Below are 25,956 nucleotides of genomic sequence, written 5' to 3' on the forward strand. Positions count from 1 at the left end.
ATTCGCTCAATGACCGAAGACATGTCGAGTGGGACTCGATGGATCATGATCCTGCCACCTGCTTGTGATCGGGTGAAGTCGCAAAGGTCTCCCGCGATGTGCGAGGCACAATGGCGCAACACGGCAATACCGCCTACGCTGATGAGGTAACCTCTGGGCCCGTTTCCGAGTTGACGGTATCGAGCCGGGAGATGATTACTTTTACCGTCCGCTTATCACCCATCCGGACCTGCCCGCGCATATCGCCAGCAACTGGCTCCTCAATCCGGTCCACCCGACCGGCAGTACAGCGCAATGGGCAAAGCTGCACTCAGTCCCCCCACCTGTCGTTCCCAAGCGACCGATGCCGCAGCACCTCTGGCAACGGGGCGCTGTTCACGTTCTGCCACTGAGGAAAATCAGTATGTATCGGCCGAGCACGATTCCTTATCAGCAGCATCGAGGGTTCAGCCGAACCTTCACGCCGGGGCATTTGAGCCTTGGATTGTTCTTTCCCATGGAGGCCTTCGACGGCGACACGCCGAGCATGCTCAACCAGGTCGCATTGGCGAAACAGGCCGAGGCACTGGGCTTCAGCGCGCTCTGGTTTCGTGACGTGCCGCTTCGCGATCCCGGATTCGGCGATGTCGGCCAAGTCTTCGACCCCTGGGTCTACCTGGGTTATATGGCCGCCCATACATCGGAAATTGCGCTTGGCACCGCCTCCATCGCCATCCCTTTGCACCATCCCCTGCACACGGCCAAGGCGTCAGCCAGCGTCGATCAGTTGAGCGCAGGTCGCTTGATTCTTGGGGTGGCGTCCGGCGACCGTCCGGTGGAGTTCTCGGCTTTTGGCGTCGATCCCGAAAGGCGCGGGGATATCTTTCGCGAGCACTACGCGGTGATTCGCCGAGCCCACAGCACCAGTTTCGAACCCATCCACTGGAGCGCCGGGGAAATGCGCGGCGCGGATCTGATTCCGAAACCGACCACCCAATTCATTCCAATGCTCGTGACCGGCAATAGCCGTCAGTCACTGGATTGGATCGCGCGCGAAAGCAACGGATGGATCAACTATCCACGCATACCGAACATGCAGAGACTGGTCGTGGAAGATTGGCGGCTGGAGGTCACGAAGCAATGTGGTTCCGTCTATAAGCCCTTCACTCAGTCGCTTTACATCGACCTTGATGAAAACCCGTCCACGCCACCCGCTCGCATTCATTTGGGGTTCAAACTCGGACGCTACCATTTGCGGTTTTTGCTGGAGTCGCTTGAGGAAATCGGCGTCGATCACGTCATCCTGAATCTCAAATACGGAAAGCGCCCGGCAGCGGAGGTTATTGAGGAGCTGGGTACTCACGTCATTGCGCAATTCGGTGCACAGCCAAGTCCGACAGCGCATTGATCTGTCGGCCACTCCTATCCCCGCAGGATGCTCACTGAGCATCCTGCGCCTCACGGTCCGGCGTTCACTGCGCTGGATATTCCCCAGTACCAGCGCTCGCCCGGCAGACCGGCCAACCGCTGTTTCCAAGGCAAAACGTTCGGCATCGCGTTAAGGCGCAGCAAGCGCCCTGCGTGAGGGAAGAAGTATTGTCAGGTGGTTTTTTTCGGCCTATCTTGATTCATACCTATACAAACTATCTGTCTACGTACAACTATTCGCAAAACGCTTGGCCTCACGTACAGCGCTGCCGCGAGAAAAACAAAGCCGCCCATCGCCGTAAGACTCTCGTTGACGTCGTCAAAAGTCGAGCGTCAAGACCAGCCGGGGAAAAAACGATAAACCTGTACATGTCCAGCCCACCGTACAAGCGAATGGTTCGAACCTGGCCTTCGACACCTTTGCAATCAGGGAGTAAGGCAATGACGCGATTCCTGCTGTTACTGACACTGATATTCAGCATCGCAAGCTGCACCAGCGTGGACGTCGCCCGTTATGCCGACCAACAACCAGCCCTGGATCTGCATCGGTTTTTCAGCCAGCCCGTCAAGGCCTGGGGAATGTTTCAGAAGCGCAGCGGCGAAGTGACCAAGCGTTTCGAAGTGAATATCGTCAGCCGTCGCGAAGGCAACAACCTGATTCTCGACGAGCGCTTTCTGTACAGCGATGGCACCCGCCAACACCGCGTATGGACATTGACGCCCGAGGGCCAGGGGCGCTGGAGCGGTCGCGCCGGCGATGTAGTCGGCGTTGCCCAAGGCCAGGTGGCGGGCAACACATTTCACTGGCGCTATCGGCTGAACGTACCGGTCGACGATTCGACCTATGAAATGAGCATGGACGACTGGATGTACCTGATGGACGAGGACACGTTGATCAACCGCACCCGCATGTCCAAGTTCGGCGTGGAGGTCGGCCAGGTGACCTTGTTCTTCCGTCGCCAGAGCACCGAAGCAAGCCAATGAACCGCAAAATGAACACTACCCGCCGCTTGTGCCTGGTCCTGGGCGACCAGTTGTCCTTCGACCTGGCTTCCTTACAGGCACTCGATGCGGAGCGCGATACGGTGCTGCTGGTCGAGGTCATGGAAGAAGCCAACCATGTGCCCCACCATCCACAGAAGATTGCCCTGATCTTCAGTGCCATGCGCCACTTCGCTCAGGCGTTGGAAGACCAAGGCATACGTGTTGAATACGTGACCCTGGATGACCCGGAAAACAGCGGTTCGGTGCCGGGTGAGCTGCATCGTTGGAAAAAGCTGTTGCAGGCCGACGAAGTGCACGTGACTGAGTGTGGCGACTGGCGGCTGGAGCATTCGATCAAGGAATGCGGTTTGCCCGTCCAATGGCACGCCGACACGCGTTTTCTGTGCGGTCGCGAAGAATTTGCCGCATGGGCCGAGGGCAAAAAACAGCTGCGCATGGAGTTTTTCTACCGTGAGATGCGGCGCAAGAGCCGCTTGCTGCTCAATGGCGACGGTTCACCAGTGGGCGGCGCGTGGAACTACGATGCCGAGAATCGCAAGGCCCTGCCCAAAGGCGTCAAAGCGCCCTACCCGGTACGCTTCAATAACGACGCCATCACCCTCGATGTGCTGGCACTGGTCAAGGCGCGCTTCAGCCACCATTACGGCACGCTCGATGACTTCAACTATCCCGTCACCCATGCCGATGCGCAGGCACTCTGGGCGTACTTTCTCGATTATGGCCTGGCGGGGTTTGGCGATTACCAGGACGCCATGGCCAGTGACGAGCCGTTCCTGTTTCATGCGCGCATCAGCGCAGCGCTCAACATTGGCCTGCTGGATTTGCGGCAAATTTGCAGTGATGTGGAGTCGGCGTACTGGGCCGGCAGCGTTGCGCTCAATGCCGCCGAAGGCTTCATTCGGCAACTGATTGGCTGGCGGGAATATGTGCGGGGCGTGTACTGGCTGAAGATGCCGGATTATGCGCTGGGCAACTCTTTTGGCAACAGCCGGCCGCTCCCCGAGTTCTACTGGACGGGTGACACGCAGATGAACTGCATGCGCCAGGCCATCGGGCAAAGCTTGCAGCACGCCTATGCGCATCACATTCAGCGGCTGATGGTCACCGGCAACTTCGCCCTGCTCGCCGGCATCGCGCCGAGCCAGATCTGCGAGTGGTACCTGGCGATCTACATGGATGCTTTTGACTGGGTCGAGCTGCCCAACACGCTGGGCATGGTCATGCACGCCGATGGCGGTTATCTCGGCTCCAAACCCTATTGCGCCAGCGGCCAGTACATCAATCGCATGTCCGATTACTGCCGCGGTTGCGCGTACAAGGTCCGCGAAAGCACGGCGGACAATGCCTGCCCGTTCAACGCGCTGTATTGGCATTTCCTGATGCGCCACGGTGAGCTGCTGCGCGGCAATCAGCGCATGGCCATGATGTACAAGAACCTCGACCGCATGCCGCAAACCAGGCAACAGGCACTCTGGCAACGCGGCCAGGCACTGTTGGCGCGCCTGGATAACGGCGAATCGATTTGAAATCAGCGTTCACCCGAAGCGACCTTGCTCCATCAGTGAAACTTAACGACGAAGCAACCTGTCAACGGATCAGCAGCCACAACGCTTCCCGATATTGACGGCACCTGTCGGGCATGCACGACCCTCTGAAATCGGCCCCTGAAAAATTCAACCAAGAAGGCGAGATGGACACCCTCAAACACCTTAGTCGCGAAGCGCTCGAGTCCGAGGTCAAGCGATTACGCGCCGCGCTGCAGAGCAATGAAGTCGACAATGACCGCGACATCACGGCGCGACTGCACGCCAGTCAGGCCGCGCTCGCTCGTAGTGAGGCGCGGCAGCGGGCGGTTTTTGAGAGTGCAGTGGATTTTGCGATGGTCGTCACTGACCTTGGCGGGAACATCACGGAATGGAACTGCGGCGCAACCAACGTGCTGGGCTGGTCCGCCGAAGAGGTTCGCGGCCAGAGCGCGGCCTGCTTTTTCACACCTGAGGACCGCGCCGCCGGCCGTGTAGAAGAGGAAATGCAACGCGCCCTTTGCGCTGGCCGTGCCTACGATGAGCGCTGGCATCTGCGCAAGAACGGCGAGCGATTCTGGGCCTCGGGCGAGCTGATGCCGCTTTACGATGAAGACCAGACTCACCTGGGTTTCGTGAAAATTCTCCGCGACCGGACTCAGGAGCATCTGTTCGGACGCGCCATGACCGAAACCCAGGAGCGCTATCGACTGGCGGTCAAGGCGACCAGCGATGCGGTGTGGGATTGGGACCTGCAAACCAACCAGATCATCTGGAACCAGGCGTTGCAACAGGCGTACGGTTTCCCGCTGGAGAATGTTGATCCCAGTGGCGACTGGCGGTTCGCGCGGATCCATCCGCAGGATCAGGCGCGGGTGCAGGCATCGATGCGCGCCGCCATCGAAGGCGACGGCACGACATGGAGCGCGGAGTATCGGTTCTGCTGTCAGGACGGCTCCTACGCCGAGGTGCTGGATCGCGGACACTTGATCCGCAATCCCGCTGGCCAGGCCGAACGCATGATCGGCGCGATGCTTGACCTGACGCGCTCGCGCAGTGCCGAAACGGCGCTGCGCCAGAGTGAGGAACGCTTCAGTACCATTCTGGAAACCATCGAGTCGGCGTTCGCTATCGTCAAAGTCAAATTCGACGCCAACGACGAGCCTGTCGACTACTACTTTGTCGAGGCCAACCCGGCCTTCGAGCGCCAGTGCGGGGTCAACCTGCGCGGTAAATGGGTCACCGAGTTCGCGCCCAATCTTGAACGCTTCTGGTTCGAAACCTACGGCCACGTGGCCAAGACCGGGGAACCGGCGAACTTCGAAAATTACGCCAATACCTTTGAACGCTGGTTCGATGTGCGCGCGGTGCGGGTCGGCGATCCGGCCGACCGGCAGATCGCGATCCTGTTCAACGACGTCACCGAGCGGCGCGCCGCCGAGGAACGCTTGCGCGCCAGCGAGGCAATCGCCCGGGAAAACGTCGAACGAGTGCAACTGGCCCTTGCCGCGGGCGCCATCATCGGCACCTGGCACTGGGACCTGCTGACCGACCGTTTTGCCATCGACGAAGGCTTCGCCCAGGTGTTCAACCTCGACCCGGCACTGGGGCGCGAAGGCCTCAGCCTCGAACAAGTGATCCCCAGCGTGCACCCCGACGACCGCGATAGCCTGACCATGGCAATCGACGAAGCCATTGGCCGCGGTGGCGCCTATTCCCATCAGTACCGTGTACGGCGCGAGGACGGCAGATACCAGTGGATCGAAGCTAACGGGCGCGTTGAGTGTGCAGATGACGGAGTTCCCCTGCGTTTTCCCGGCGTGCTGATCGACGTCGAGGAGCGGCGCACCGTCGAGGCGGAGCGCGACCGGGCTCTTGCCGCGTTGCGTTCGCTCAACGACACCCTCGAGCAAAGGGTATCGTCGCGCACCGCCGAGTTGATGCAGGCAGAGGAAAAACTGCGTCAATCGCAGAAGATGGAAGCAGTCGGCCAACTGACGGGAGGCCTCGCTCACGATTTCAACAACTTGTTGGCCGGCATTTCCGGCGCACTGGAGTTGATGGGCGCGCGGATCAATCAGGGCCGTTTGAACGAAGTCGACAAGTACATGGTGACCGCACAGGGCGCGGTCAAGCGAGCCGCCGCCCTTACCCACCGCCTGCTGGCATTCTCCAGACGCCAGACCCTCGATCCGCGACCGACCGACGTCAACACACTGATGACCGGCATGACCGAGCTGATCCAGCGCACCGTGGGCCCGAGCATTCTCCTGGAAACCATTGGCTCGCCCGTGCTTTGGCCAACACTGGTTGATGCCAGTCAACTGGAGAACGCGCTGCTCAATCTGTGTATCAACGCGCGTGATGCAATGCCCGATGGCGGACGCATCACCATCGAGACGGCCAATCGCATCATGGATGCCGAGATCGCCGGCGCGCTGGACATGCCCGAGGGCGAGTATGTGTGCCTATGCGTCACCGATACCGGCACCGGCATGTCGGCCGATGTCATCGCCAAGGCCTTTGACCCGTTCTTTACCACCAAACCGCTGGGCCAGGGCACTGGGCTGGGCTTGTCGATGATCTACGGGTTCGCCAAACAGTCCGGCGGCCAAGTGCGCGTGCACTCGCAGGTCGATCGGGGCACCACGATGTGCATCTACCTGCCTCGTCACCGTGGCGATCCCGTGCAGAGCCACGATGACAAGCACATCGCACCGGCGGTGGTGCCCAAGGCCAGCGAGACCATTCTGGTGGTGGACGACGAACCCACGGTGCGCGCGCTGCTGACCGAAGTGCTTGGCGATCTCGGCTACAACTTGCTTGAGGCAGGCGACAGCGTTGCCGGGCTGAAAGTATTGCAATCAAACGTGCATATCGACCTGCTGATCACCGATGTCGGCCTGCCAGGTGGCATGAACGGCCGGCAACTGGCCGACGCCGGCCGGGAGATCCGCCCGAACCTGACGACCCTCTTCATTACCGGTTACGCGGAGAACGCAGTAATCGGCGCCGCCCAACTGGGCCCGGGCATGCAGGTGCTGACCAAGCCCTTCGCGGTCGACACGCTGGTGGCGCGGGTCAGTGAACTGATGTGCTCAAGATCCGAATGAACGACCGCTGCGGCGGAACAAACCAGGCAAACGGGCTGCGGCCAAGGAGTATGAAATGGTGACTTTCCTGATTTTTCTGATCGCGTGCGGTGCGGCGGCAACCACCGGCATGGTTTTCAAGCCCGGCCAATGGTACGCGCAGCTCAACAAACCGAAGTTCACGCCACCCAACTGGGTGTTTCCGGTGGCCTGGACGACGATCTACCTGCTGCTGGCCTGGGTCGGCTATCGCTTGACCATGATTCCCGGCAGCGAACAGGTGCTGGCATTGTGGGCGGCGCAGATTGCGCTGAACACACTGTGGACGCCTGTGTTCTTCGGCGCGCAGCGGATCGTTGCCGCGATGATTATTCTCGTACTGTTGTGGCTGGTCGTCGCCGTGATGGTGGTCCTGGCCCTGCGCCTGGATGTGATCACCGGGTTGATCCTGTTTCCTTATCTGGCCTGGCTGTGTGTCGCTGCGGCGCTTAATTTTTCGATCATGCGCAACAACCGGGTGGGTCTCGGCTCATGACCGTACTACAGGCGCATGAAGCGCCGCTCAAATCCGATAGTACTGGCGATACCAACTCACAAACTGCGCCACACCCTCTGCAACTTCCACTCGCGGAGAAAACCCGATCCATTGTTCCAATGCCGAAACATCAGCCCAGGTCTTGATGACATCGCCGGCCTGCATCGGCAATAGATTGCGCTGGGCTTTTATGCCCAGTGCCTGTTCGAGGCAGTCGACGAAATCCAGTAACGCGACCGGTTTGCCGCGCCCCAGGTTGAAAATCCGGTTGACGCCACTCGCCTCCTTCTCCGGCGCTGGCGGTTTCGGACACAGGCGGACGATGCTTTCGACAACGTCATCGACGTAAGTAAAGTCCCGCGCCATCTGACCCTGGTTGTAGATGTCGATCGGTCGTCCCTGAAGAATGGCTTCGGTAAATTTGAACAGCGCCATATCCGGCCTGCCCCAGGGCCCGTAAACCGTGAAAAAGCGCAGGCCGCTGGCCTTCAAGCCGTAGAGATGGCAATAGCTGTCGGCGAGAAGCTCATTGGCGCGCTTGGTGGCGGCATACAGCGAGACAGGGTGCTCGACCGCATCATCGACGCTGTAGGGCAACTTGCTGTTGGCCCCGTATACCGAGCTGCTCGACGCGTAGATCAGATGCGCGGGCGGATAATGTCGGCAGGCTTCCAGCACATTCAGAAACCCCACCAGGTTCGATTGCGCATAGGCATCCGGGTTGTCGAGCGAATAGCGCACACCCGCCTGAGCGGCCAGATGCACCACCTCGGTGAAATCGTGCGCTTTGAATAACGCCATCAAGGCAGGCTTGTCGACAATATCCAGTGTTTCAAAACTGAAACTCTGCAGACTACTCAACTGTTCAAGCCGCGCCTGTTTGAGATCCACACTGTAGTAATCGTTAAGGTTGTCGATACCGACAACTTCCTGGCCTTGCTGCGCCAATCGTTTGACCGCGTGATAGCCGATAAAGCCCGCAGCGCCTGTAACAAGAACGGTCATAATCCCTGCTCCACACAAGCCGACAGGCGATAAGTTATAGCGCTGGATGACTTATTCAGTCCAGGTTTTATAACAGCACCCAATAGTGGGGAAAGCTTTCGATCTAAATAATAGTCGCGACCATGACAGGCAGAAAAAGTTTCTACCGTCCAGCTAAAAGAACAAGTCATTAAAAAACAATTGGTTATACATCGGCAAAAGCATTACTGGATGGATGGCGTGTTTTTTGACTGCTAACGTTTGACAGACCAGAAAGACTGGCCGATAACTACCAAGGTTGATTTTTTGCAGGGCGCGAGCAGTCACTTACTCGCGCCCTGTCGCTTCAGGGACAACTACTTAGTTACCTAACCTTAAGCCTGAATGAACAGACCGTGCGGTAGCTTTGCCTTCTAAAAAGTTGAACCGATAATTCCTCCAGAGGTGACGCATAACAGAGCGAAACTTCACTGCTCGATGCACACCAATGAAACACTTTGTGATTCATGTTTGAAACACTTCAATAACCCATAATAAAAAAGCACTTTCGCTGACAGCCCTTACTTAGCCCTCAATAGAGCTTCTGCCTGCCATAAACTTTCGATCATTACAGAGTTTACCAGCATGCCAGTCATCAGCTCGGACCACCCAAATTGGTACCTTTTGCAATGCAAGCCACGTCAGGATGAGCGTGCTCATCTCAATCTGCTTCAACAGAATTACGTGGTCTTTCATCCCCAACTCGTCAGCGAGCGCATTATTCGCGGAAAACGCCAGCGAGTGCACGAATCCCTCTTTCCTGGATATTTGTTCATCCAACTCAGTCGTGACGACAACTGGGCACCCTTGCGTTCCACCCGAGGGGTCAGTCGTTTTGTCGAATTCAATCATGGTCCCGCGACAGTGCCTGAGCACGTCATCGAGCATCTGCGTACGCGTTGCATCGAATCAATGATGTCGGGGCCGGATGAAGCGCTGAAACCCGGAGAGAATCTACAGATTGTCAGCGGCCCGCTCGCGCCACTGGAGGGCGTGTTCCTCGGATTGCACGGAACCGACCGCGTGATGATCCTCCTGCAGTTTCTCAACCGTGAGCAGCCTGTCTGCCTGCCATTGAGCGTGATTGAACGACAACAAGCCGGTTTTCACCCCTACAACTAACGACTTGCCTTATATGCCCTTGCTCAGGAGCTATAACATGGCTTTGAAGTCACGATGCCCCGTCGCACTGATGATGGCCTGTCTCTATCCCGAAATGGCCTGGAGCATCAATCCGCAAGCCATTGATGTGTATGGATTCGACTTCACGCCATCGTTCCTGTTTTCGGAAAGTTATGACGACAACTTTCGCGAACTGGAAAACAGCAAACAGTCCTCCATGGTCACCAAGCTGGCGCCTTCTTTCGAGCTCAAGGCCGAGGATCGCAACAGTGCCACGCGACTGATCTGGCAACCCACTCGATACATTTATCACGACGAGTCGGATGCCTCGAACACGGCACAACGCGTGCGTGCCGACAGCATCATGGAGTTTACTGACCGGCATCGTCTGAAGCTCGACGCCGAGTACCGCAAATGGGAGCGCACGGAATCGACGGCGGTCGAAGGCATCAACGACAAGCTCAACAACAAACGGGTGGGCGGTCTCTACACCTTCGGGGCGAAAAGCGCTGACAACCAAATCGATCTCGGGGCCAGTTACGCACAACTGCGCTACGACAACGCCGATGGCATCAACGACGACAAGGAGCGCAATACCACTGCCTTGACGAGCACCTGGTATCACCGCATCGGCAGCAACACCCGAGGTCTGGTGGAATACAACCACACCGACTTTGATTACCAGCAGGCCAACAGCCCGCGCAGCAGTAAATCCGACGCCGTCATGGCCGGTGCCGTATGGGATTTCACGGCACGCACGACGGGCAAGGTCCGCGTCGGTTACGAGAAAAAGAACTTCGACAACAGCGAATCCAAAGACCTCGACAACCCGACCTGGCAAGTCGATCTGCAATGGAAACCGCGGACCTATTCGACATTCACCTTCGTCGCTCGCCAGGCCCTCGCCGAAGGTGACGACGGCGCTGATGCCGTGAAGTCGACCTTCACCCAGGTCGGCTGGCGTCACGGCTGGACTGAACGGATTACTACCGTGGCCCAGGCCGGTTACGGGCGTTATGTCTACGAAGGCCAAAGCCGTACCGACAATCTTCAGGACTACAACCTGGCCGTGGTGTACGCCATGCGCCGTTGGCTGGATATCGAACTGGGTTATCGATACCGCGACAACGATTCCGATGCCGACAATGAAAGCTTCACCCGCAACGTGTTTCAGATCAGCTTCAACGTCAGCCTTTAAGAGGGTCTCGACATGAACACTCGCACACTTGTCCTTTTGTTCGCGTTGTTTCTCTTGCCCCACACCTATGCGGCAGATCCCGATACGCAATACAAACTCGCTGCCGGCGACGTGTTGCGAATCATCGTTTTCGGTGAGCCGGAATTGAGCATGAAAAAGATCCGGCTCAGTGATGCCGGCACCTTTTCCTACCCGTTTCTCGGCGAAATATCCGCCAAGGGACTGACCCCCGGCCAGGTCGAGAAAATCATCGTCGACGGGCTCAAGCAGGGTTATCTGATCGACCCGAAAGTCAGTCTCAGCCAGATCGAATACCGCTCGTTCTACATCAATGGCGAAGTGAAAAAGCCCGGCAGCTATCCGTTCGTGCCCGGACTGACACTGGAAAAAGCCATTGCACTGGGCGGTGGCTTGACCGAGCGGGCCTCGATGAAGCGAGTGACCATCTTGCGCGGTGATGGTGGCGCGACCGTGACCGATAACGTCACGCGCAGCACCACGATCGCCCCCGGCGACACCATTTCCATTGCACAAGGCTTTTTCTGATCATGGACAACAGCCCAAGCAACTACGTCGAACGTCCTCTTCAAGCGCATCTGCATCCGCAGCACGCCGAAGACAAGGACACCCTGGATCTGCTCAATCTGTGGAGGATCATCTGGCGCGCCAAGTGGCGCATCGGCTGGCTGGTTCTGCTGAGTTGCGTATTGGCGGCCGTGGTGGTCTCCAATATCACGCCGCAATACATTGGCAGCACCACCCTGCTGTTCAACGACAAAACACCTCCGCTGATGTCGTTCCAGCAAGTCAAGGACTCCGGCGGCAACGCCACAGATTACTTGCAGACTCAGCAGGCGCTCCTGCAATCGCGAGACCTCGCCGAACGCGCGGTGAAAAAACTCGGGCTGACGACTCACCCGGTCACCGATCCGCGCCAGCAGCCAAAGTCCTGGTTTGCGCCGCGCCAATGGCTGGCCGATCTGGACCTTGATCAATGGATCCCGGGGCTAGGTCGATATCTACCGCAAAAGAAAGAGCCACTCACTGAAGCAGACGTTTTCAACCAGGTCACGCAGAACCTCATGCTGCACACCAGCGTCAAGTTCGTCGGCAAAAGTCAGTTGCTCGAAATCGAAGTCGAGTTGCCAGACCCTGTTCTCGCAGCGGCGGCGGCCAACGCACTGGCTCAGGGCTTTACCGACAGCCAGCTCGATACCAGCGAGAAATCGTCGCAAACCACCACGGCCTGGATGAACACACGTCTGATCAAGCTGCGCGACAACCTGCGGGCGGCCGAGAAAAAACTCCAGGGTTACCGCGAAGAACAAGGTCTGGTGGATGTTGGCGGCGTTGCCACCATCAGCGCCAACGAACTGGAAATGACCGGCAATCGCATGGTCGACGCCCGACGCAACCGCGCTGAAGCCGAGAGCGAGTACCGGCAGGCGAAAGCCCTGGGCAACGGCGATCTGAGCCGACTGTCCAGCGTGCCGGCGGTCTTGAGCAACCCTCTGGTGCAGAAATTCCAGGCCGATCGCGCGGTGGCCCAGGCCAAGGTTGATGAACTGGCCGGGCGCTACGGTCCGAAGCACCCCAGCCTGATCTCCGCACAAACCGAGTTGCGCACCGCCACCACCAGTCTGCAATTGCAGGTGCAGCAAGTGGTGGCCGGTATCGAGCGGCAATACCAGCTCGCCACGGCGAGTGAAGCGTCGCTGCGTCAGTCCTTCAACAGCAACAAGGCGCAGATCCAGGACATCGCGCGCAAAGAGTTCCAGTTACGCGAATTCCAGCGTGAAGTCGACAGCACGCGCGCGCTGTATGAAACCTTCGTCACCCGCCTGAAAGAAACCACGGCCACCGCCGACATGGACTCGACGAAAGTGCGCATCGTCGACCCGGCCATCGTTCCCGTCGACGCGAGCAAACCGCGCAAGACATTGATTGTCGCGATTGTCGGGTTGATTGCAGCGGTGATCGGCGTCGGGCTGGCACTGCTCTTCGAGAGTCTGAGCAATACCTTCAAAACCGATGAATCGATCGAGAGCGTGTTGAATGTTCCACTGCTCAGCGTCGTGCCGCTGGTGATAAAGAAAAGTCGCCGGCAACTGGCACGCCTGTTCGAGGACAACGACAACCCGCGTTTTTCCGAGACCATTCGCAACCTGCGCACCTGGTTGATGTTGCAAAGCAGCGAAAAACCGTCACAAGTGGTGCTCGTGACCTCCACGGTTGCCGGCGAGGGTAAAAGCACCATCGCCACCAACCTCGCCAGTTCGCTGACACCGCTGGAACGCGTGCTGCTGATCGATGCCGACATGCGTCAGCCAACCCTGTCGCTGAACTTCGATTTTCCGCCGGACAGCCCCGGACTGGCGAATGTCATTGCCGGCACGGCCAGACTTGAAGACTGCATTGTTTCAGTGGGCAATCTGGACATGCTGCCGGCCGGGAAGGTCTTGCCGCCGTCGCTGGATATGTTCGTTGCGCCACGCCTGCCGTCCCCTGGCGATCCGCTCAACCCGGTTCAGCCACCGCCACAGGATTTGCTCAGCTCGCCGCGCATGGCGCGCATGCTCGAAGCGCTCAGGTCACGTTATCGCCACATCATCATCGATTCTCCCCCAGCGGAGATGATCAGTGACGCGCTGCTGCTGGCAAAACATTCGGACGCGGTGATCTATGTCGTCAAGGCTGACAGCACGTCGATCAGCCAGGTTCAGCGAGGGATTGCCATGTTGCAACAAAGCCATGTGCCGGTCTTTGGCACGGTGCTCAACCAGGTCGACCTGCGCAAGGCGCGCAAGTACGGCTACCACCACTCCCGGGCGTTCTATAACTACGATTTCGCGCCCAGGTAACCATCGGGCGCGTACGCCCGCCGCTACGCCCTCTTCTGCCAACGCACTACTCGCTTCACCTCCGCCGAGCTACGGAAAAGCCATCGGGAGGCACGCCGTGCCTGCTCGATTCGCGCTGATGCATGAATGCTGTCTCGAGGTTAAGCCCATGACATCGCTCTATACCGCTCACATGACACACCGCCGAGGCCTGACGTTCTGGGGCCAGTGGCTTTGCGCGCTGTCGCTGGTGACGGCGCTGTTGATATTGCTCGTGCATTGGCGCGTCGGCAGTCTGACCAGCGAATACCGCATCCTGATCATTCTGACGGTGCTCGGCTCGGTGCCGATCTACAGCGTGATGCAGGTCTACCACAAGCGCCATGGCCTGTTGGTCGGGCTCGGCAGATTGCTGGCCGGGTGGTTGACCCTGCTGGCCGTACTGGCGGCGATTGCGTTCTTCACCCAGACCAGCGCCATTTATTCACGCCAGGTGATCATGGTCTGGGCGGTGCTGGGTTTTGTGGTTCAGGCCTTGAGCTTTCTGCCCCTGCATTACCTGGCCCGCCTGTACTCGCGCAAGGTCTGCAACGGACGCCGTTCGGTGATCATCGGTACCTGCCCGACGGCCCATGAACTGGCGAAAAAACTGTCCCGACCGAACCGCGCGCTGGTGCTGGGCTTCATTGCCGCTGAGGACAGCTGCGGCCCTGCCCCCAGCATTCTGCCGTTGCTCGGCCACGTTTCCGGTATCCGCGAGATCATCACGGGCCTGGAAGTGCGTCGTGTCTATATCGTGCTGCCAATGGCCCATGCCGCCACCATCGAAGCGCTCTACATCGACCTGCTGGACATGAACGTCGACGTGGTGTGGATCCCGGATTTCGGCAGCATGGTGTTGCTCAACCATTCGATCTCGGAAATCGAGCGAATGCCGGCCATCTACCTCAACGAGAGCCTGATCAGCTCGCACCCTGCCAGCTTGTTTTGCAAGGATCTGTTTGAACGCAGCCTTGCCGCCCTGGCGATTATTCTGCTCAGCCCGGTGCTGCTGGTGGTGGCCATCGCCGTCAAGCTGACCTCCGCCGGCCCGGTGCTGTTCAAGCAGAACCGTCACGGTTGCAACGGCGAAGTGATCAAGGTCTGGAAGTTTCGCTCGATGCACGTCCACGACGACCAGCAGGTTCGGCAGGCCACCCGCAACGATGATCGCCTGACGCCGATCGGTGGTTTTCTGCGCCGCAGTTCCATCGACGAATTGCCACAGCTGTTCAACGTGCTGTCCGGCCGCATGGCCCTGGTCGGCCCGCGTCCGCATGCCGTCACCCACAACCTTTATTACACCGGCAAGGTGCGCGCCTACATGGCCCGGCATCGCCTCAAGCCGGGGATCACCGGGCTGGCCCAGATCACCGGCCATCGTGGCGAAACCGAGACCGTGGAAAAGATGCAGCTGCGCGTCGCCCAGGACCTCAACTACATCAACCAGTGGTCGCTGTGGCTCGACATCAAAATCCTCATCAAGACCCCCTTCACCCTGTTCTCGAAAAACATCTACTAAGCCCGCCCCAACTCTGCCGTCCCCTGCCCGACCGTTGATAACCGTCACCACGATCTGAGGTTCGACCATGAATGTGAGCGTATTCGGTATTGGTTACGTAGGCCTTGTCCAGGGTGCTGCATTGGCCGAGGTCGGGCACAACGTGCTCTGCGTCGACGTCGACGCCGGCAGGGTCGAGGCATTGAAAGAGGGCACGCTGCCGCTCTACGAACCGGGCCTGAAAAGCCTGGTGCGCGACAACTACCAAAGCGGCCGGCTGGGGTTCGGCACAGACCTGGTGGACGCCGTTCACCATGGCGATGTGCTGTTGATCGCCGTCGGCACACCGCCCGACGAAGACGGTTCGGCGGATCTTCAATACGTGCTGAGCGTGGCGCAGACCATCGCGCTGAACATGGATCGGCACCAGATCATCGTCGACAAATCCACCGTGCCCGTCGGTACGGGGGACCGAGTTCGCGCGTGTATCGAGCAGGTGCTGGCCGACAACGGTCGCGGCGATCTGACGTTCGACGTGGTTTCAAACCCGGAATTTCTCAAGGAAGGCTGCGCGGTCGAAGACTGCATGCGCCCGGACCGGATCATCATCGGCACCGACAGCCCGCGTGCCGAAGAGGTCATGCGCGAACTGTATGAACCGTTCAATCGCAGCCGCGAAAAAATCATTGTCATGGACGTTCGCAGCGCCGAGCTGACCAAGTACGCCGCCAACTGCATGCTGGCGACCAAGATCAGCTTCATGAACGAAATGGCCTGCCTCGCCGAAAGGCTCGGCGCCGACATTGAAAAAGTGCGCCACGGCATCGGCGCCGACCCGCGCATCGGTTACCAGTTCATCTACCCAGGTCTGGGCTACGGCGGCTCGTGCTTTCCCAAAGACGTGAAAGCGCTGATACAGGCGGCCGACGGTGTCGACATTGACGCCCGGGTGCTCAAGGCCGTGGAGGCGCGCAACCAGGAACAGAAAGCCAGCCTCTACCGCAAGGTATTCGATCACTTCGACGGCCACCTTCGCGGCAAGACGTTTGCCCTGTGGGGGCTGAGTTTCAAACCCAATACCGACGACATGCGCGAAGCCCCCAGCCGGGTACTGATGGAGGCTTTGTGGCAAGCCGGCGCCAGCGTGCAGGCGTTTGATCCCAAAGCCATGGAAGAGGCCCAGCGCCTTTACGGCTCGCGCGACGACCTGACGCTGACAGGCACCAAGGAAGCGGCGCTGAAAAATGCCGACGCCCTGATCATCGTCACCGAGTGGCAATCCTTTCGGGCACCGGACTTCGACCAGCTCAGCCGGTTGCTCAAACAGCCGTTGATTTTCGACGGGCGCAATCTGTTCGATCCGCAGCGTTTGAGCAAACGTGGGTTCACCTACGTCTCCGTGGGTCGGCAGACCCCTTCAGTTCTCTGAGAGGAGCCGCGCCATGTTCAAACTGGAAATAGTCGGGCACTACTCGGCGAAATTGCTGGAGGCCAACCAGGCCTATTCCTTCATTAACTTTGCCTCGATCGGCAGTTTTTTCGAGCAAAACCCGAGCAGCGTTGCCTATTTTTGCGACGGTATGCTGATGTCGACCTTCATGTCTCGCATCACCGGCAGACCGATTGGCCGGGTCAGCTTCGACTTCACCTCGATAGCCGACGTTGTGCTGCGCAGCGCCGAGCAACAGGGCAAACGGGTTTATTTCGTCGGCGCCCGACAAGCCGAACTCGACCTGTTCATCAGCAAGATCAAGAGCCTTTATCCACAGCTGAGCATCGCCGGCTATCACAACGGCTATTTCGACGCTGCCCAGGCCGAAGGCATTCGGAACGACATCTGTCGCAGCGCAGCGGACATTCTGATCGTCGGCCTGGGCGCCGGACGGCAAGAGCAGTTCGAGCAGGATGCCCTGCGCGCAGGCTTTCGCGGGGTCGCCTTCACCTGTGGCGGGTTCATCCGCCAGGAAGCTCTGGCCACGCGGCAGTACTACCCGGCGCTGATCAATCGCCTGCATTTGCGCGCGTTCTATCGCATGTACCGCGAGCCCCACACGATCAAACGCTACCTCATCGATTACCCGAGCAACTTCCTGCACCTGCTGAACATGATCTTTCGACACAAAGTCGCCATCAGCGTTGGGGAATGACCATGCACATCCTGTTTATCCTCAAGGATTTCAAGCCCGGCGGTGGCGTCGAGCGCGTTCAGCAGCGGCTGTCCGAGCAGTTTCTCAAGGATGGCCGGCGGGTGAGCTTTTTCGTCATGAACGCAGACATGCCCGACGCCCGGGACATTCAATCCTACAGCGGTGGCGGCAACGGCCTAGTCGGCCTGTTCAAGTCCATCGTTTTGCTGCGCCGGCTCATACGGCACGAAGGTGTCACCCATCTCATTTCCGCCAAGGAGCAGGCCAACCTCTGCACGTGGTTCGCCACCCTGGGCAGTGCCTGCAAAGTCATCTACAGCCGTCATGCGACCCTCGATTGCAGCGAACAGAAAACCGGCCCCTCAAGCCTGCGCTTTCTCTACGCCTTGTACCTGTGTGGCAGTGGCAAGGTGGTGACGGTTTCGTCGGCTTTGCGCCAGACCCTCGCCGACGCCGTGCCATGGGGGCGACAGCGCATCAGCTATTGCCCCAACGCCGTCGTCACCGACCAACTGTTTCAAGCCGCCCAGGCGCCCAGGCCGGCCGGATTGCCCCGCAACTACTGGCTGAGCCTGGGGCGTCTGGTCGAACCCAAAGGGTTTCATCTGCTGCTCGATGCCTACGCCTTGGCGCTGCGCAGCGCAGCGCTGCCGGATCTGGTGATCGTCGGTGATGGCCCGTTGCGCGAAGCCTTGGTCACCCAGGCCAGGCAATTGGGTATCGCGCAACGGGTGCATTTCAGCGGTTTTATGAGCAATCCCTATCCCGTGCTCAGGCACGCCCGACTGTTCATTCTGAGTTCGCTGCAAGAAGGCATGCCGACCGTGCTGATCGAGGCGTTGGCGCTGGGCACGCCGGTGCTGGCCTGCGATTGCGAGACCGGGCCCAGAGAACTGCTGGACCACGGCCGACTCGGTCAACTGGTGATCGTCAACGATGTACAGGCACTGGCCGACGGCATGCTGCGCAACCTGACCTCAGGTCATGCCATCGCCCCCGGCGAAGAGACGCTCACTGCCACCCTGCGCCCGTACACCAGTCAGTACGCGGCACAGGCGTATTACCAGGTCTGGAATCAATGAAAAAATTACTGATCATCCTCCATGACCTCAGCGCCGGCGGTGCTGAAAAAATGATGGCGCGCCTGGCCAAAGCGCTGGTGGATGCAGGCAACGACGTAACATTGCTGATGCTCACCGGCGGTGGCCTTCACGCAGCGCATCTCGATCCGCGTGTGAAAAAAGTCGAATTGCACAGCCCGCGCAGCGTCCGTGCGGTGCCGGCACTGACGCGTTTTCTGCGCGCCAATCGCTTTGACGCTCAATTGGCAGCCCTCACCCACGTCAACGTGGTGGCGATCATCGCGGCGGCACTTTCCGGCACGCTGGCCCGGCTGCACGTCAGCGAGCGCAATGCTTTTTCCCATGACCGGCACGTGAACCCCGATTTCATGGTGCGCATGGCATATCGGGTGGCGCCGCTGCTGTATCGGCTGATTCCCAATCCGGTGATCTGCGTTTCGCGCGGTGTCGCCCAGGACCTGGTCGACACCACACTCGCCCGACGCCGGGATGTGACCATTGCCGACAACCCGGTGCTCGACAACGATTTTCGCGAGAAGACACCGGGACCGCCCCGCCACCGCTGGCTGCTGGAAAAGTCCGGCACGGTGATCGTCGCCGTGGGGCGTCTGGCGCCACAAAAAGGTTTCGACACGCTGATCACAGCGTTCGCCGCGCTGCCGGATCGCCGAGCCCGCCTGATCATTTTTGGCGAAGGCACCCTCAGGGCCGAACTGCTTGAACAGGCGAAACAGCTGGGGGTGACGGAGCGCTTCGATCTGCCGGGGTATGCCGATGATCCCCTGGCAGAAGTAGCCGCAGCCGATTGCTTCGTGCTGTCGTCGCGTTTCGAGGGCAGCCCCAACGCGCTGGTCGAGGCGTTATCCACGGGTACGCCGGTGGTGGCGACCCGCTGCCCCCATGGCCCTCAGGAGATTCTCGGCGGCGGCGTGGTTGCCCCGCTGGTCGCAGTGGAGGATCCCATCGCCCTGGCACAGGCCATCGCCGAGCAACTGTCCATACCGCGCGATCTGCAGCGTCAATCACGCCTTGATGCGGCCGCACGATTCATGAGTGCCAGTGCAGTGCAGACCTACCTCAAAGCACTGGTTGGAGACCCGTCATCATGAGCCCCCTGACGATCCGCTATTCGACACTGCGCGACGCCTTCACGCTGTTCGGCATCCTGTTCTACATCCAGGTGATTACCTTTGTCCTGGGGCTGGGCAGTGCCGCGAGCTTCGGCGATATCAACAAAGACCTCGAAGGCAATGTCGCCAATCAGGTCTGCGGCCTCATCACGCTGCTGGTGCCGTTGTTCTTTTTCATCCGCAACAAGGTATTCCTCAGCAAGACCTTTTATCGCAGCAATTTCTTTCTGCTGGTGTTCCTGCTCTGTGTCATCGCATCGATCGGCTGGTCCCACGACCCGATGCTCAGTCTCAAGCGGTTTATCGCCCTGCTCGGCGTGGTGTTTTTTGCAGGCTTCATTGCCTATAACTACTCCCTTGAAAAAATCGCCTTCATGCTCGGCTGCGCCATTGGCATCGCGGCGTTGATCGGGTTGTTGCTCGCCGTGGTCATGCCTGAAGTGGCGTTTCTCTCCGGGGGCATTCGCGACGGCGCGTTCAAAGGCGTTTTCGCCGAAAAGAATGCCGGCGCCCGACTCAATGCGATCGCCATCATGCTGTTGCTGCCGATGATCCGGCAGCGCAATCGCTGGGCGCTCTTGTGCTCATTCTTTTCGCTGGTCGCGATCCTGCTTGCCCAGTCAGCCACCGGTGTAGCGCTGATTATTTCCGGCACGATCAGCTACTGGTACTTCCTCACGATGATCCGTCTGGGCATCAATCGCTCGCAGCTGATGTTCCTCGGATGCACCCTGCTCTACCTGCTGGTCTGTCTGTTTCTGTACAGCAACTTTGCGGTGCTGCTGGAAATGGCCGGGCGCGACCCGTCACTGACCGATCGAACCCTGATCTGGGAACTGCTCGCGCCTTTCATCGACAGCCAGTTGCTCAAGGGCTACGGCTTCGGCGCCTTCTGGGCAAGTCCCGATGCCGATGCGTTCATCACCCGCTGGGGTTACATCGGCAACGCCCACAGCGGCTACATGGAGACCCTGCTCAATGGTGGCGTCATTCAGCTGACGGCGCTGGCGTTGATGTTCGGTGAAGCACTGTTCAAGCAATACCGCGCCGTGACGGCGAATCAGGCAGCCCGGTTTCGTGCCAGTGCGCTGGTCATCATCGGTCTGTTCGCCGTCACCAATTATGTGGCGTACGTGATCCCCAACTACCGCTCCGCCGAGTTTCTGGTGTTCTGCACCCTGGCCCTGACCTTCCGGCACCACCACGCGACCTACCCCGAATCCTCACCGGCAGCGCTGCGTCAGCGTTCGTCGGGCCGCGCACTACCGCGCGATTCCGCCCGCGCGTAACCCAAGGAGAATCACCGTGCCCAACCAAGCTCCCCGTTCAGCAGATTCAGTGTGCGTCATCATTCCGATGTACAACGGCGCCGACAGCATCGAGCAGACACTGACCTCCCTGGCCCGGCAAACCCGACTGCCCGATCACGTCATCGTCATCGACGACGGGTCCACCGATGACGGACCACAACGGGTCCGAGACTTCACCGCGCCGTTTCGCCTGACCCTGTTGCAGCAAGCCAACGAAGGCCAGGCCAGTGCCCGTAACCATGGGATGCGCCACTCTAAAGAGACGTTTGTGGCGATGCTCGATGCCGATGACCAATGGCATCCGCGAAAGCTGGAGTTACAGCTGGCACTGTATGGCGAGCTCACGCAACAGGGCCGGCCTGTGGGGCTGATCGACTGCTACGCGCAAGTCAACTACAGCGATGGCAGGCGCCAACTGGACGACCGGTTGAAGAACGGCCGGCACTTCTACGATTTCATCCACGCCAACGTCGTCAATGGCGTCTCCACCGCATTGGTCAAACGTGACGTGATCATGCAACTCGGCGGCTTCGACGCCAGCCTGCGTTATTCCGAAGACCGCTTCATGTGGACGCGGATCGCCGAACACTGGGAGATCCACACGGTGCCGGAGGTGCTGCTGGAGCGCACGGTTAATGGCGGCAACATGACCGCGAATCCGAAAAAGTACTACCAGAACAAAATCCGCTTCATCGAGGTGTACCTCGCCCGTTACGGCGCGCAGCTGACCCGGCAGCAGCGGATCGATTTCGTGCTGGGCAACCACACCGATTTTCTCGAGGCGTTTTCCCGACGTGGCGAGCATGACCAGGTCCTCGGCGTGTACCGGCGAATGCTGGATTGCTCCTGGCAGGCCCTGATCTTCGCCAGCGGCAAACCGACCTTGCGCTACCTGTATGCCCGCGCCAGAACCTTGCGCAAGGCAACGGCGTCAACCACGGCTCATTGATCCGGTATCCGCCATGGCCAACCACCGTCTGACGACATTGACCTGGATCTTCACCGAGAAATTCGGCCTGATCCTGCTGTCGATGATTACCTTTGTCGCCTACGCCAGGCTGCTGTCGCCTGCCGAGCTGGGTGTGGGCACGGTAATCATCGCCATCGTCGAGTTGATCGGTCTGGTGTACTCGTCGGTGCTCGAAGACCCGCTGGTCCGGCTTGAGCGACTGGAGGACAAGCACATCAGCACCGCCTACTGGGCGGCGGTGCTGGTCAGTCTGGCGAGCATCGGCGTCATTTCGGGCGCGGTCATGCTGTACACCCCCGACCCGCTGCTGCAATGGATGACGGCGATAGCCTCGATAAAGATCCTGTTCACCATGATGGCGCGGGTCTATGTGGCGCAGATGCGCCGCAGCGGGAACTTCAAGATGCTGGCGTCGCGCACATTGCTGGGCAAAGTGGCGGGTGGAGTCGGTGGCATTGCCGTTGCGCTTTGGGGACTGGGTGCGTGGGCGGTCATTGCCCAGGCGCTGATCATGGAACTGGTGTCGATCATTGTGTTGATGCGCGCCGACCCGCGACATATCCCTTTTTACATCGACGGTCCGATCCTGCGTGAATTGTTGAGGTCAGGCGCACCGGTGGCCATCAACGCGCTGAGCTCGCAAACCTTGCAGCGCGGGGTCAACGTGGTGCTGGGCATCACCGCCGGCGCGAACGCTGTCGGCATGTTCAACATGGCAATGCGCATCATTGAACTGCCACGCACCGCAATCTACAACGGCCTGCTGAGCTACGCGCTGCCGGCGTTCTCCCGGCGCAGCGCAGAGCCCAAACGATTGATCGGGATCGTTGGCGATTCAACCGCCGTCAGCGGTTTTCTGTTGACGCCCCTGTTCGTTGGACTCGCACTCACCGCAAGCGACCTGATCCTGTTGATCTTCGGCGCCAAATGGGCAGAGGCCATCCCGCTGCTGCAAGTGCTGGCCTGCACCGCCGCCATCGGCAACAGCGCCATGTACGCCACCACCGCACTGGTGGCGGTCAACCGCAGCCACCTCACGGTCAAGGCTGAAGTGCTGACCACCGCGTTGGCCCTGGCGCTGGTCTACGCCCTCGGCAACCTGTACGGCGGCATGGCTGCAGCCGTCGCTCTGCTGGCGCGCATGCTGGTCATCACGCCGCTGCAGATCCGTGGCCTTAACACGGCGATCGGTTACAGCTGGCGCGGCTTTTTCGAAGCCAGTTACCGCAGCGTGATCGCTTCCCTGGTCATGGCTGCAACCGTGCTGCTGGTGCTACCGCAGCTGGGTCTCCAGGGTTACCTGCATTTGATCGGCAGCGTCGTGCTCGGCGCACTGAGTTATGCCGTGGGTTACAGCGCCCTGCACCCGCACTGGCCACAGGAATTCAAATCGGTTTTCACCTCCCGCTGAGTTCAGCCCTGAGACAGGAAGGCCTCACCATGCGCAAAACCACGTTGATTACTGGCGGTGCCGGCTACATCGGCTCGCATACGGCTCTGGCCCTCATTAACGCCGGCCACAAGGTGCTGGTGCTCGACAACCTGTGCAACAGCTGTCGAGAGTGCATCCGGCGCCTTGAGCAACTGACCCTGACCCGGGTCGACTTCATCAAGGGGGATATTCGCGACCCGGTCCTGCTCGACGATATCTTCAGCCGATACGACATCGACGCCGTCGTGCACTTTGCCAGTCTCAAATCCGTCGAAGAAAGCGTGCGCAAGCCGCTGGACTACTACGTCAACAACGTTGCCGGCACGCTTGGCCTGTGTCAGGCGATGGCCCGCAATAACGTATTCCGGCTGGTGTTCAGCTCGTCAGCCACGGTGTACGGGGAGCCGACGCGCACGCCGATTGCCGAAGATTTCGGCACCGGCAAACCGGTCAATCCCTATGGCCGCACCAAGCTCATGATCGAGGAGTTGCTGACGGATCTGTGCAACTCCGATCCGCGCTGGAGCATTGGATTGTTGCGTTACTTCAACCCGATCGGCGCCCACGAAAGCGGAATGATCGGCGAAGACCCGAGCGGCCGCCCCAACAACCTGTTGCCGTGCCTGACCCAGGTTGCCATAGGCCGGATACCCGAACTCACGGTGTACGGCAGCGACTATCCCACCGTGGACGGGACCTGCGTGCGCGACTACATCCATGTGGTCGACCTGGCCATCGGTCACCTCAAGGCCCTGCAAGTGCTGCAGCACGACAATGGCATTCACTTCTGGAACCTCGGCACGGGCGTCGGCTACAGCGTGCTGCAGATCATCCACAGTTTCGAGGACATCACCGGCATCAGCATTCCCTACCGCTTCGCCCCTCGACGTCTCGGCGACATCGCCAAGTGCTGGGCCGATCCGGCCAAGGCGGGACGCGAACTGGGCTGGAGCGCGCAACGCGGCCTGGAACAGATGATCACCGATAGCTGGCGCTGGCAGTCGTGCAATCCGCAGGGGTATCAATCGTCATTCAAGATTCCGGCACCCGTTGCGGTGAAGTGATGCCGATGCTCAAGGAATGTCTGCTGGCCGTGCTGTTTTCGGTTGCGCTGGCAAGCAACGCCGCGCAGGCGCCTACGCCCGTACCGACCACCGGCCTCGTGTTGTGGCTGGACGCGGCCGACTCATCCGCGATGACCCTGGATGCGCAGAACCGGCTCCAGCGCTGGAGTGACAAGTCGGGCAAGGCCAATGACGCGACGGTCGCTGACGCCACCTCACCGCCACAGTGGATAGGAAACAGCCTCAATGGCCATGCGGTGGTGCGCTTCGACGGCAATTCGGGATTACTCGGCCGGGCCCTGCGCACGGCTAAAGGATCTGTGACCGTACTGATCGTGTCCCGGCGGTTGCCGGAACAGGCCGGAGTCGATCCCTGGCAACGCTTGTTCAGTTCACGCCCGCAGGCCGCCAGCAACGACAACGTGCTGCCGAATTTCGCGGTCAGCCTGGCGCAAACCGGGGAGTACGAGCCGACGGTTTCCGTGCTGGAACTGCACGACGTGCCGATCGGCCCCTACGGGGTCGGGCGCAATGCCGTCGGTCACTCGGAAAATTTTCGCGGCGACATCGCCGAAGTGCTGGTGTATGACCGTCCATTCGCCTCGCTCGCCGAGCGCCAGCGCGCCTTTCAATACCTGGCAGACAAATGGTCCGTGGCCATCCCCACGCATGCCGACACCTGGACCCGCGTCGGCCCATTGGGGACATTGCCGACGCGCATCAACGCCCAACTGCCCTTGTCCGATCAGGCCAATGCCGGGCAATGGGTGCTCAACACGACGCTGTCCGACGAGTTCGATGGCACCACCCTCGACCGCACACGCTGGCACGTCAACAATGCCGTCGGGAATGAGTCGCTGGGCCGCAAGCCGGCGCTGTTCACCGAGCGCAACGCCAGCGTCGGCAATGGCAACCTGAACATTGTCTTTCGCAAGGAAACCTTGCCACAAAAGTACGTCGAGCTCGGCTTCAAGGACTACACCTCAGCCATGGTGCGTACCCTTGAACGCGGCTTCTACGGGTACTACGAAGCGCGGGCCAAACCCATGAATTCCGCAGCGTCCAGCGCCTTCTGGCTGGCCTGGACGGGCATGACTGACAACGCCACCGAAATCGACATCTTTGAAATCGGCGGCAAGACCAAAAATGCGCTTTCAGACCGCGCCTACAACATGAACGCCCACCTCTGGGCCACGCCGCACAGCACCGAACATATCGCCAACGGCAGCACCTGGACCAGTCCCTGGCGGCTGGCCGGCGACTTTCATGTCTACGGCTTCGACTGGCAGCCCGATACCCTGCGCTGGTACGTCGATGGTGTGCTGGTCAGAGAATCGAAGAACCATTATTTCTTTTTCCCCATGCAGATCGTCTTCGACAGCGAGGCCATGTGGAAATGGTTCGGCGTGGTCGACGATGCTGACCTGCCCTCCACTTTTGAAGTCGATTACATCCGCATGTGGCAACGCAATCCTTGACCCTCACACCAAGCCTGGGGCCAGACGATGAGCCGCCCCAACCGTCATAGCTTTCGCC

The 25,956-nt window shown here is 59.7% G+C and carries 20 protein-coding genes; 19 read left to right on the plus strand and 1 reads right to left on the minus strand.

Features of this window, described 5'->3' with window-relative positions:
• Nucleotides 1–403 precede the first annotated feature (403 nt).
• The 5 genes from CAF76_RS01925 (at nucleotide 404) to CAF76_RS01945 (ending at nucleotide 7,562) form a co-directional block, all read left to right on the plus strand.
• Nucleotides 404–1,387, plus strand: a complete 984-nt coding sequence (locus CAF76_RS01925) for an LLM class oxidoreductase (RefSeq protein WP_085646620.1) — start codon at nucleotides 404–406, stop codon at nucleotides 1,385–1,387.
• A gap of 461 nt (nucleotides 1,388–1,848) precedes the next feature.
• On the plus strand, nucleotides 1,849–2,391 hold the full coding sequence (locus CAF76_RS01930) for a DUF3833 domain-containing protein (RefSeq protein WP_085646621.1): 543 nt from the start codon (nucleotides 1,849–1,851) through the stop codon (nucleotides 2,389–2,391).
• 8 nt (nucleotides 2,392–2,399) lie between these two features.
• Nucleotides 2,400–3,938 (plus strand): cryptochrome/photolyase family protein, encoded by a 1,539-nt coding sequence (locus CAF76_RS01935; protein WP_085646860.1) that lies wholly within the window; start codon nucleotides 2,400–2,402, stop codon nucleotides 3,936–3,938.
• Nucleotides 3,939–4,102: 164 nt separating this feature from the next.
• Nucleotides 4,103–7,048 carry a PAS domain S-box protein gene (locus CAF76_RS01940; protein WP_085646861.1) on the plus strand — a complete coding sequence of 982 codons (2,946 nt, stop codon included), beginning with the start codon at nucleotides 4,103–4,105 and terminating at the stop codon, nucleotides 7,046–7,048.
• Nucleotides 7,049–7,106: 58 nt separating this feature from the next.
• Nucleotides 7,107–7,562, plus strand: a complete 456-nt coding sequence (locus CAF76_RS01945) for a TspO/MBR family protein (RefSeq protein WP_064600841.1) — start codon at nucleotides 7,107–7,109, stop codon at nucleotides 7,560–7,562.
• Nucleotides 7,563–7,589: 27 nt separating this feature from the next.
• Here the strand turns inward: CAF76_RS01945 and CAF76_RS01950 are convergent, their stop codons facing one another.
• Complete coding sequence (locus CAF76_RS01950) at nucleotides 7,590–8,567, minus strand: NAD-dependent epimerase (protein WP_085646622.1); 978 nt, start codon at nucleotides 8,565–8,567, stop codon at nucleotides 7,590–7,592.
• Nucleotides 8,568–9,170: 603 nt separating this feature from the next.
• Here CAF76_RS01950 and rfaH point away from each other — a divergent pair.
• The 14 genes from rfaH (at nucleotide 9,171) to CAF76_RS02020 (ending at nucleotide 25,898) form a co-directional block, all read left to right on the plus strand.
• The gene (rfaH, locus tag CAF76_RS01955) at nucleotides 9,171–9,707 is read left to right on the plus strand and encodes a transcription/translation regulatory transformer protein RfaH (RefSeq protein ID WP_085646623.1); all 537 of its coding nucleotides are present in this window, start codon (nucleotides 9,171–9,173) and stop codon (nucleotides 9,705–9,707) included.
• Nucleotides 9,708–9,744: 37 nt separating this feature from the next.
• Nucleotides 9,745–10,905, plus strand: a complete 1,161-nt coding sequence (locus CAF76_RS01960) for an outer membrane beta-barrel protein (protein WP_039768571.1) — start codon at nucleotides 9,745–9,747, stop codon at nucleotides 10,903–10,905.
• Between the two features lie 12 nt (nucleotides 10,906–10,917).
• A complete protein-coding gene (locus CAF76_RS01965) occupies nucleotides 10,918–11,451 on the plus strand; it encodes a polysaccharide biosynthesis/export family protein (RefSeq protein WP_085610331.1) in 534 nt (177 codons plus the stop codon).
• 2 nt (nucleotides 11,452–11,453) lie between these two features.
• Nucleotides 11,454–13,766 carry a GNVR domain-containing protein gene (locus CAF76_RS01970; protein WP_039768574.1) on the plus strand — a complete coding sequence of 771 codons (2,313 nt, stop codon included), beginning with the start codon at nucleotides 11,454–11,456 and terminating at the stop codon, nucleotides 13,764–13,766.
• A gap of 148 nt (nucleotides 13,767–13,914) precedes the next feature.
• Entirely contained in the window at nucleotides 13,915–15,306 is a 1,392-nt protein-coding gene (locus CAF76_RS01975; RefSeq protein WP_085646624.1) for an undecaprenyl-phosphate glucose phosphotransferase, read from the plus strand.
• Nucleotides 15,307–15,373: 67 nt separating this feature from the next.
• On the plus strand, nucleotides 15,374–16,714 hold the full coding sequence (locus tag CAF76_RS01980; protein ID WP_085646625.1) for a UDP-glucose/GDP-mannose dehydrogenase family protein: 1,341 nt from the start codon (nucleotides 15,374–15,376) through the stop codon (nucleotides 16,712–16,714).
• A gap of 13 nt (nucleotides 16,715–16,727) precedes the next feature.
• The gene (locus tag CAF76_RS01985) at nucleotides 16,728–17,432 is read left to right on the plus strand and encodes a WecB/TagA/CpsF family glycosyltransferase (protein ID WP_085646626.1); all 705 of its coding nucleotides are present in this window, start codon (nucleotides 16,728–16,730) and stop codon (nucleotides 17,430–17,432) included.
• Between the two features lie 2 nt (nucleotides 17,433–17,434).
• Nucleotides 17,435–18,514, plus strand: a complete 1,080-nt coding sequence (locus CAF76_RS01990; protein ID WP_085646862.1) for a glycosyltransferase — start codon at nucleotides 17,435–17,437, stop codon at nucleotides 18,512–18,514.
• Nucleotides 18,511–19,623 carry a glycosyltransferase gene (locus tag CAF76_RS01995; protein ID WP_085646627.1) on the plus strand — a complete coding sequence of 371 codons (1,113 nt, stop codon included), beginning with the start codon at nucleotides 18,511–18,513 and terminating at the stop codon, nucleotides 19,621–19,623. The genes CAF76_RS01990 and CAF76_RS01995 overlap by 4 nt, the downstream gene beginning before the upstream one ends.
• A complete protein-coding gene (locus tag CAF76_RS02000; protein ID WP_085646628.1) occupies nucleotides 19,620–20,933 on the plus strand; it encodes an O-antigen ligase in 1,314 nt (437 codons plus the stop codon). The genes CAF76_RS01995 and CAF76_RS02000 overlap by 4 nt, the downstream gene beginning before the upstream one ends.
• 16 nt (nucleotides 20,934–20,949) lie before the next feature.
• On the plus strand, nucleotides 20,950–21,903 hold the full coding sequence (locus tag CAF76_RS02005) for a glycosyltransferase family A protein (protein WP_085646629.1): 954 nt from the start codon (nucleotides 20,950–20,952) through the stop codon (nucleotides 21,901–21,903).
• A gap of 13 nt (nucleotides 21,904–21,916) precedes the next feature.
• Nucleotides 21,917–23,335 carry an oligosaccharide flippase family protein gene (locus CAF76_RS02010; RefSeq protein WP_085646630.1) on the plus strand — a complete coding sequence of 473 codons (1,419 nt, stop codon included), beginning with the start codon at nucleotides 21,917–21,919 and terminating at the stop codon, nucleotides 23,333–23,335.
• Nucleotides 23,336–23,364: 29 nt separating this feature from the next.
• Complete coding sequence (gene galE, locus CAF76_RS02015) at nucleotides 23,365–24,420, plus strand: UDP-glucose 4-epimerase GalE (RefSeq protein WP_085646631.1); 1,056 nt, start codon at nucleotides 23,365–23,367, stop codon at nucleotides 24,418–24,420.
• Nucleotides 24,421–24,425: 5 nt separating this feature from the next.
• Nucleotides 24,426–25,898, plus strand: coding sequence for a family 16 glycosylhydrolase (locus CAF76_RS02020; RefSeq protein ID WP_178076146.1), 1,473 nt, complete (start codon nucleotides 24,426–24,428; stop codon nucleotides 25,896–25,898).
• The last annotated feature ends 58 nt before the right edge of the window (nucleotides 25,899–25,956 follow it).

This window comes from Pseudomonas sp. B40(2017), from assembly GCF_002112855.1.
In the GTDB taxonomy this organism is placed as follows: Bacteria; Pseudomonadota; Gammaproteobacteria; order Pseudomonadales; family Pseudomonadaceae; genus Aquipseudomonas; species Aquipseudomonas pharyngis.